Origin of the sequence: uncultured Lactobacillus sp., from assembly GCF_947367125.1 — a bacterium.
In the GTDB taxonomy this organism is placed as follows: Bacteria; Bacillota; Bacilli; order Lactobacillales; family Lactobacillaceae; genus Lactobacillus.
Genome location: NZ_CANBCQ010000057.1, coordinates 1 through 8,179 on the forward strand (window position 1 = coordinate 1; position 8,179 = coordinate 8,179).

Genomic DNA, 8,179 nt, shown 5'->3' on the forward strand with positions numbered 1-8,179 from the left:
GCGCAGTAACCTTGGCAACAGCCATCGGCACCTTTGTCTACTTCACCAGACGCAAGCAGACGACAGGCATGGAATAAACCATAAGAGAAAAAAGAAAAAGCTAAGCGAAAACTTAGCTTTTTTCTTTGACCATTTTTATTAAATTCAGCCTGTCTTGGCCTTTTATGTCGACTCTATCGAGAGTATTTAATCCAATGAAAAAGAAGTCTTTATATTTTTCAAGCTTTAGACTAACTTATACGTATTTTTAACTTGCTTGTTAACCTAGTATTAACAACGTTTTAGCAAACTAATGATTAAAGAAAGGACAATTTCTTATGGCAGAAAAACGATTAATGGATATGCTTAAAGAAACTAAGACAGAGAAAGAAGAAAAGAAAACTTCAACTAAAGGGTTAAACTCAGAAGCTTCAAAAAACGAAGATAAAGAAGGGAAAATCTTAGTTGAAGACCAGTCTGCTGATAAAGCAGAAAAGAGTATTTCTGAAAAAAGCGATGGCATTCCTAAATATGCTGAACGACATTTTGAACGTAGCAATAATACTATTCCTGACTTTTTGAAATCAGCAGAAAAGATACCTGTTTATATGCGAGAATTTGTTGCTCAACATAGACGGAGAATGAGTTCTCACTCTAAATTAAGTGAAGATGATTTGCTTTATGCTTACGGTGAATCAGTAGACACTTTTAAAACAGTCAATGGCAATTTAACTATGCTTAAAATGCGTATTGAGGCTAATAATGCTCCAATTTATGTGCCAATGAATCATGCAGGTGCAAATTATCGCTACCTAGAAGATTTAGTTGGTCAAAGACTTAAAGTAGCGATCGACCAATTTGTACAAACAAATGAAGCTGAGGTAGATGCAGAGTATATTCTTCTAGGTTCCTTGCAACAAGCTGAGTTCGTGATTGGTGGTACACAATATAGCGAATATATCAAGGATCCTGAGGCTTACCGAAAAGAAGTACGTGAAGGCGTGATTACACAAATTATTGAACGTCCTGAAAGAGTGATCGTAGAAGATGGTGAACGTAAACTGATCCCTAATCGGAGCATGGTTTTTATTGACTATCGTGGTATGACAATTGGAATGCGTGAGCAAGATTTTTACTATCGTAGTTTAATTACTCCTCTTCATAAACGAGCTTTTATTGGTCAAAAGGTTAAATTTATGGTTACTCGGATTAGAAAAGGCGATTATCGAGATTCCCTAACCGCACAAGAGGATGCCCAAAATGGTATGAATGTACCACGAGGCATTCGATACTTCTTTGACACCACAAGATTGCCGTTAGTACCTAATCCAAGTGATATTGTACGAAAAAAGTTGAATCACCACACTATTTTCATTGCTCATATTGTCCGTGTAGATAGCGTTAAAGGCATCTTAGTAGAAGTAGCCCCAAAGTACTGGATTAAAGGCGTATTGCCAGCTAATTCGCCTGTACAGCCAACAGCTTTAGACGCTACGGCTCATACTCCCGTAGCTGTAAGATTGACAGGAATCGATTTTAAGACTAAGAGTGGTACTTGCCAAATTATGCGTTTTCCTAAAGGTGTTGCTCGTCCAGGTATTGCTTCATTTATCTAAGGAGGGAAGATTATGCCAGAGTTTACTAAAGATGGCAGTAGCTTAAAACAATTTAAAGATAATCTTCCAGTTACTAAATTAGGGTTAAATCCTTTTGTTAATAAAGATACAGGGCGAACTTACTTGCCATCATTGTTTACAGCCGAAGAAGAAAAACAGTTTAAGATCAACCGCAATTTTAAGCAAAGAAAATATCTCACACTACAAGATTCGGTATCTCACATCTATTCATACTTTATTGCTGATGATTACAACTATGTAATGACTCAGCTGACAGATCATGACCTGTATTGGCTAAAATTTATTGCACGTTTTAAGAGTATTCAACAAGTGCAACTTTTTCGTCAAACAGCTTTATATCCCGATTGGTTCGATAGAAAAAGATTAAAGCATTCACTAGACCGATTATTTATGTATGGTCTGATTTGGAAATGGAACTTTAAGCGAGACTTTCTAAATAAGCCTGTTACAGCCTATACACTATCGGTTAATGGCTTTCGCTTTATGGAGTATTTCTTTAATCAAGAACGCCAATATTTTCAGCCCCAAAGCTATTTTACTTTGCCAGTGCAATATCACATCCGATTCTGGGAAACTGTTGACATTTATCAATTATGCTTAAGCCTACCGATCTTTCATGGCTTTGAGACTTTCCTAAATTTAGGCAAAGATAAAGAAAATAAAATCAAACGTAATATGACTTCACCTTTGCAAATTGCTTTAGAAATGATTCCTAATCAAATTAAAAATTTAGTGTTTTTCCCAGCTTTGCAAACAGATGATTTAACTTACTATCAAAATGCGTTACTCAGATGGAATGCATTTACGGATGATGGTGTTAACCTTACTGAATCGGTCAATGGGTTACCTGGTACACAAAATATTATTGTCTTTTATGCTCCAACAGTTGCCATAGCTGATAAATTAAATACGGATTTAGAACTTCCTAACTGGAACTTTCCTATTTTTTTATTAGTTGGATCCGTAATTGAAAAAGATGGTATTACACAAGCTTTTTATTATCCCGATCATCGTAATAAAACTCTTGATTTGCAAAGAGCTACTTTACCCAATTTAGTGTTTGACAATCAAGAGGAGAGTGGCAAAAATGAAGAAAATTAAAAAAACTATCTTACTATCTGTGATTGCTGTTTGTTCAACTACTTTTTTGACAGCATGTGGCAATAGGGCAACTACACCAGTTGCTCAACAACAAGCCAGAAGATCCAGTCAGCAGAAAAGTGTTCAGCTGGGTCTCTACGTAGGCGACATTGCTCAGTCGGAGAATGTATTATCAATGCCTGTAGTTGTTAATAACACAGGTATTGATAGCACAGTAATCTCATCGCAAAACTTCACTTTAATAATTGATGGTCATAAGTTTAAAGCTTTTCAAGTCCCAGATGAACCATCTGACTTTCACCAAGACTTAGGTACCACGCAATCTTGGCAAAATGTTATTTCATTTTATACGGGAACCAAGCTCAGCAATTCCATGCTCAAGAAAGCACAGCTAACTTATCAAGCTGATAATGGGGCTACTGTTAAAGCACAATTTCTTAGCAGTTCCAATGCGCAATCTAAATTGCAGAATGTAACTTATTCTGGCTATACTTCGGTACCAGATTATTATGCTAAATCTAAGCAATATATTGATAATGCAAAGGAAACTGTTAAGACAGGCGGAAGTGCCAACTCCTTAAAAGATGGGCTAGGGGACGCTAAATATGACCGCTTTAGAATGTGGGGCGTTGCCTCTTCAAAATTTTCAGATTTAATCATTATCAAAGCGATTAACAATACTAATACTGACTTGCTTCTACCACTTAAGGATTTTGAGTTACAGGACAAGGACAAGAACGATATACAAGTGCATCCCACTTACCGTAGCTATAATGTCTTGATTCCACATGGTAAGGCAGTTAATGTGGTAATACCAATGGAAGCATCCCTTAAGCATAGCGAAACACCATATAAGTTTCTGTTTAGAGCAACTTCCAGCAGTTCCTATCAATCGTCTGCTGATACATTCCATCCAGCAGAATTTGTCTTCAATGACGCTAAAGACTATTCCAGCGCCTTGGCAACAACACCAGAACAATATCCAAAGGATAGTATTAAGTGGTCACAGATCAAACTGACCAAAGATACATTAAAGGCAAAAGTAACCTTGTATGATTATTACTTTATTAATTCAGATGCTTCTAAGTATCGCCTGGTTGGACTTAATAATGATGGAACGGTTGGAGACTCTGAAAAGCCCGACTCTGTATCGCCAACTAAGATAACAGGTGGTGGCGGTGAAATAACATTTAAGTTTGATGATTTAACGGTACTTAAGTCTTATAAGAAGATAGTTTTGCGCTACAACGATCAAACTCTATTTAAAATTAAATAATAAAACTAAGTAGTAATTTTCATTATTGTGTTATTGACAAGTCTTAAAAATTCTCTTAAAATTTTTATAGAAAGTTTAAGTTTAAGCATTAAAAACATATAAGGAGCTTAATCATATGGAGAATTATAAGATTGGCAATTTAAAATATTTGCAACATATTGATCGTATGAAGATTGGTCCAAGACGTGAACCGTTAATGGAACATGTCAAACATTGTCCAGGATGTAGAGACTGCATTATGTGGCAAGCTGTTTTAAAACAAAAAGCTGAATTGCTAGATCATCAAGAATTAGCAGGCGGTATTTCCAGAGGGCAAGCATACGCAATGCGTACCACTCATACGATTCAATATTACTATCCCGAAGGTGACGAGATTAGGAACCCAGATGGTTCTTTGAATAAGAACGTCTACTTGAAACTTAAGAACGTTGACCGAGGAGGTAGTGAAGATAAAAAGGGCGGTGGCTTTACCGATACAGCCATTTTCCAATATTTTCACATCAATTCTGGTGAATCAGGCAAGTTTAAACACGAAAACTTTCCTGAATGGAGCGATAAGGATAAGCGTACAGAGTACCTCGATGGTGATGGTTATGATGCTATTAAGCAATATAATGAAAAATACGGTGAACATAAGACAACTCGTGTAAAGCGGGATCTTAAGTTCCATTAATTAATAAAGTAATTTATTAAAGCACTACTTAGCAATAAGTAGTGCTTTTTTGTGTTTTAGGAGGTTAAAAATGAGTATGTACTCGTCAAACGAGAACATCTTAAGACCAATAAGTTTGGCTTTAGTTGATCTTTTTGCTCAAGCTTCCGAAGCTAAAACCACCATTAAGCATTTAAAGGTGATTTACAAGTTAGAGGATAAGAGCTGTATGGTTGACGCTAAGCTTTCTAGTCAAGTGCCAATTACAGAGATTACTAATGCTTTAATGAGTCAAATTGATTATTTGATTAATTCGCTAATTTCCAATTATCAAACTGTTTATCGTAATAATTATTTGAGCAAAGTGATTTTTGAAGCTGACCTTGATACATTAGGGATTGTTTATGACAGTGTTAAAGTGACTTGTGTTATGCGTGCCAATCTTAAAAACTTGGATAGCAAGGATTTGATATTGAATGCTTTAGTAGCTACTGTGCAAGCAGAACAGTCGGAATTAGTTGAGCGTCCTGTAACTGGCTTAAAATTAAACTTAAAGCGTAAAAAGCTTCGAAATTTTGCTTTAATATTTGATTATGCTAAAGATCCGCAAGAGAGAGTTTATCAAACAGGCTTTGTTAATTCATTGATTGAGTCTCTTTCAACTTTGATACAAGCTTATTGCAGTTTTACAGAAAGGCATCAAGCAAGTATTAGTCTATGCTTTAACTTGTTAAACCGCAAAAATTTGCAAATAGCGCAAGGTCAGATTTATCCAACCAAGAAGTTCAGACTTTTTAATGGCTTTGTTTTGCCCCAGGAAGCAAAGTATCTAATTAAGCAGGTCGATCAAATTTTAATGTTGGTTGGCAATTCAAAAGTCAATGGTTTGCAATTGATTCGGCATCCCAATGGTGAGTATATTAGTCGTTTTCAGATTGTCTATACTGCTGATGATATGATTGCTCAAAATAATGTTTTAGATATTAATTTATCATCTAGCCAACAATTAGCTAATATCTTGACCAAAATCATTGATACTTGTTCATTAAGCAAAGATCTGCATGATTGGAAGAGTATTATCGATGCAGATATGCAGTTAGTCTGCAATGAGTGGAAGGTAAAATGTAATAGTTATCAACTAATTCATTCATTTAAAGATCCAAGTATATCTTTCAAGTCGGCTAAATTTTTGCTTAATGATGTAAATAATAAGGCAAAAGGTAAAGCAGTTATTAATAGCTTTTGTTTAGTAACACAGCATAAGGGATTACGAGAGCTAGGCATTAATTTGTCTCAGCATATTAATTTAGAACAGCATCCCCATCCTATGCAGGTTCCAACTTTAAATCAATTCTTTAAGCCAAAGTCAAAACTTTACTATAACTTTGCTTTAGGCAGTGTTGGCTATGCTTTACAGTCGGAAAGATACTTGGGGTGGGCTAAATCATGATAAATAAATATATTTTGTTTCTGGTAGCAGGGACGAATAAACTGAAAGGCTTTATTAACCAAAAGTCTAATTCTCACGTGAAAGATATCTTTAACAGACCAGTTGAAAATCATGGAAATTTTCAACCTACGATTGATTTAATTAGAATGCTAAGCTCAATCAGTCGCTATACCGACTGGATATGCTTAATTTTGATTCTAATTGGCTTAGGCATTGTCGTTAGCAGTTATTACGGTAATAACGGTAAATGGCGTAATTCAGGTTATCGGATGATTTGGAGCGGATATGCAACCGTCATTATTATCCATACCATTATTATTGCAGGACCATCCGTAGGGAACCTAGGTAACATGAAGCTCTTGATATTTTTCTTTATGCTGTTAGGTCAATTACTGTTCTATGTAGCAACTTCTTCGCTGTACTTAATCGGTTCCCAACAGCTAGAAATTTATGAGATGTCAAGTCAACCATCTAATGAGCGTAATGCAACCAGTATGTACAATTTCATGATGGTAACGATGATTGCTGGAGCGGTAGCTTATATGATTGCGGGGTTATTCTAATATGTTTAAACAACACTTAGATTTAATTGATACATTTTTAAAGTGGGGCTTAGTTCTATTTGTATCAGCCTTTATTGTCGGTTTAGTAATGTGTGCTTTTAATGGATAGATAATGATGTTTCATAATTTACTAAAAGAAGATAAAAAACGAGACGATAAGCTTCTCAACATTGAGAGCGTAGTTTTTCTCATCATGATTGTTTGTGTTCTTGCTTTATTTCCTGTCTATAACTTTTTCAAGCCCTTTTTTAGTTGGCTTTTACTCCTTTTTGGAGTTTGCGCCCTAATTGGCTTCGGAATCCGTATGATATGGAGAGTAAGAGATATTAAGTCTTTTAAAGATAATGTCTATATGGACATGTTTGAAAGACAAGAGCAGGAAAGGGCGGAGAAAAAGAACAACCATGAAAAAGAAAAGTAATACAATTAAGCATAAAGTAGTTGAAACACTGAAAACGATTATTTTAGCGACTATGTTTTATGTGGGTGCGGCCTTGCTGTTTTTAGGATCAGGAATTGGTCGCTCTTATATGGTCAAACAAAATGCACAAGTAGCAAGTAAGACCATCACTGTTAGGACTGCTGATAAAAATAAAAAGGTCAAAACAACTTATGACGCTAAAAAGACAAAATCTATTGACGCACAAGAAATTTGGCGAGCTAAACAATACCCAGCCTATGCAATCGGTCGAATGTCGGTTCCAGTCGTCAATATTCATAATCCACTTTTTGCAGGCTTTGGCGGACATAATCAAAATTTGAGTTATGGTGTAGTTACAGTGGTTCCAGGTAGAACTATGGGTGGTATCAATAATTATGTCTTAGCAGGTCATTATATGGGATCTGCTGGTCCTGCAATTTTGGATAATCTGCACTATATGAAAGCAGGAGATCCAATTTATGTCACCGATATGCATAAGATATATGCTTATCAAACTAAATCCGTATCTTATTCGATTAAACCAACTCAAATTGAAGTTGAAAACAATCAAAAGGGTAAAGGAACAATTACTTTAATCACTTGTTCCGATTTTAATATTTCTCGTTATGGTTATGGTCAACATAGAACGGTTGTGCAGGGTGATTTAATTGGTTCTCTACCTGCTACCAAGAGTAACTTAGAAAAAACGGAACTTACCGACAAAGCTAACCAGTCAAGCATAAAAATGGTTAAGCATACTAAGGTTCTAAATCCATTTACGAAGAAAATGGTTACAGTTAGAAAACCTGCTCAAACTAAGATTTATCAAAACGTAACTTATAATCAAATTAAGGCAGTTTTTTCAGTTATAGTTGCTGTAATTGTTTTGATTCGCTTACTCTTTATTTGGATCCCACGCAAGAACAAGATTGCATAGAACATTGTTGGCAGATTATGACCAATTAATGTTATAATTAACTTGTAAATCATTATTGAAATTTTTATTTTTTCAGACAGCTTTAAAAAGTTGTAACAGCGTCACATTTGACGTATTAGGTGGTTTATTTAGTTTTATTGCTTCCATTGAAGCAGTAGTATGT

At 35.3% G+C, this 8,179-nt stretch carries 8 protein-coding genes; all 8 read left to right on the forward strand.

What is annotated here, in order from left to right; translation table 11 throughout:
* Positions 1–317: 317 nt before the first annotated feature.
* The 8 genes from Q0Y84_RS11715 (at position 318) to Q0Y84_RS11750 (ending at position 8,016) form a co-directional block, all read left to right on the forward strand.
* On the forward strand, positions 318–1,595 hold the full coding sequence (locus Q0Y84_RS11715; protein ID WP_297953941.1) for a hypothetical protein: 1,278 nt from the start codon (positions 318–320) through the stop codon (positions 1,593–1,595).
* Between the two features lie 12 nt (positions 1,596–1,607).
* Complete coding sequence (locus tag Q0Y84_RS11720) at positions 1,608–2,717, forward strand: hypothetical protein (protein ID WP_297953944.1); 1,110 nt, start codon at positions 1,608–1,610, stop codon at positions 2,715–2,717.
* On the forward strand, positions 2,704–3,993 hold the full coding sequence (locus tag Q0Y84_RS11725) for a hypothetical protein (protein ID WP_297953947.1): 1,290 nt from the start codon (positions 2,704–2,706) through the stop codon (positions 3,991–3,993). Before Q0Y84_RS11720 ends, Q0Y84_RS11725 begins: the two co-directional genes overlap by 14 nt.
* Positions 3,994–4,108: 115 nt before the next feature.
* The gene (locus Q0Y84_RS11730; RefSeq protein ID WP_133477956.1) at positions 4,109–4,666 is read left to right on the forward strand and encodes a hypothetical protein; all 558 of its coding nucleotides are present in this window, start codon (positions 4,109–4,111) and stop codon (positions 4,664–4,666) included.
* Positions 4,667–4,736: 70 nt separating this feature from the next.
* Positions 4,737–6,095, forward strand: coding sequence for a hypothetical protein (locus Q0Y84_RS11735; protein WP_297953949.1), 1,359 nt, complete (start codon positions 4,737–4,739; stop codon positions 6,093–6,095).
* A complete protein-coding gene (locus tag Q0Y84_RS11740) occupies positions 6,092–6,658 on the forward strand; it encodes a hypothetical protein (RefSeq protein ID WP_297953951.1) in 567 nt (188 codons plus the stop codon). Before Q0Y84_RS11735 ends, Q0Y84_RS11740 begins: the two co-directional genes overlap by 4 nt.
* Positions 6,659–6,773: 115 nt before the next feature.
* Positions 6,774–7,079: a hypothetical protein gene (locus Q0Y84_RS11745; RefSeq protein WP_297953954.1), complete on the forward strand. Its 306-nt coding sequence runs from the start codon at positions 6,774–6,776 to the stop codon at positions 7,077–7,079.
* On the forward strand, positions 7,063–8,016 hold the full coding sequence (locus tag Q0Y84_RS11750) for a class A sortase (RefSeq protein WP_005729860.1): 954 nt from the start codon (positions 7,063–7,065) through the stop codon (positions 8,014–8,016). The genes Q0Y84_RS11745 and Q0Y84_RS11750 overlap by 17 nt, the downstream gene beginning before the upstream one ends.
* The last annotated feature ends 163 nt before the right edge of the window (positions 8,017–8,179 follow it).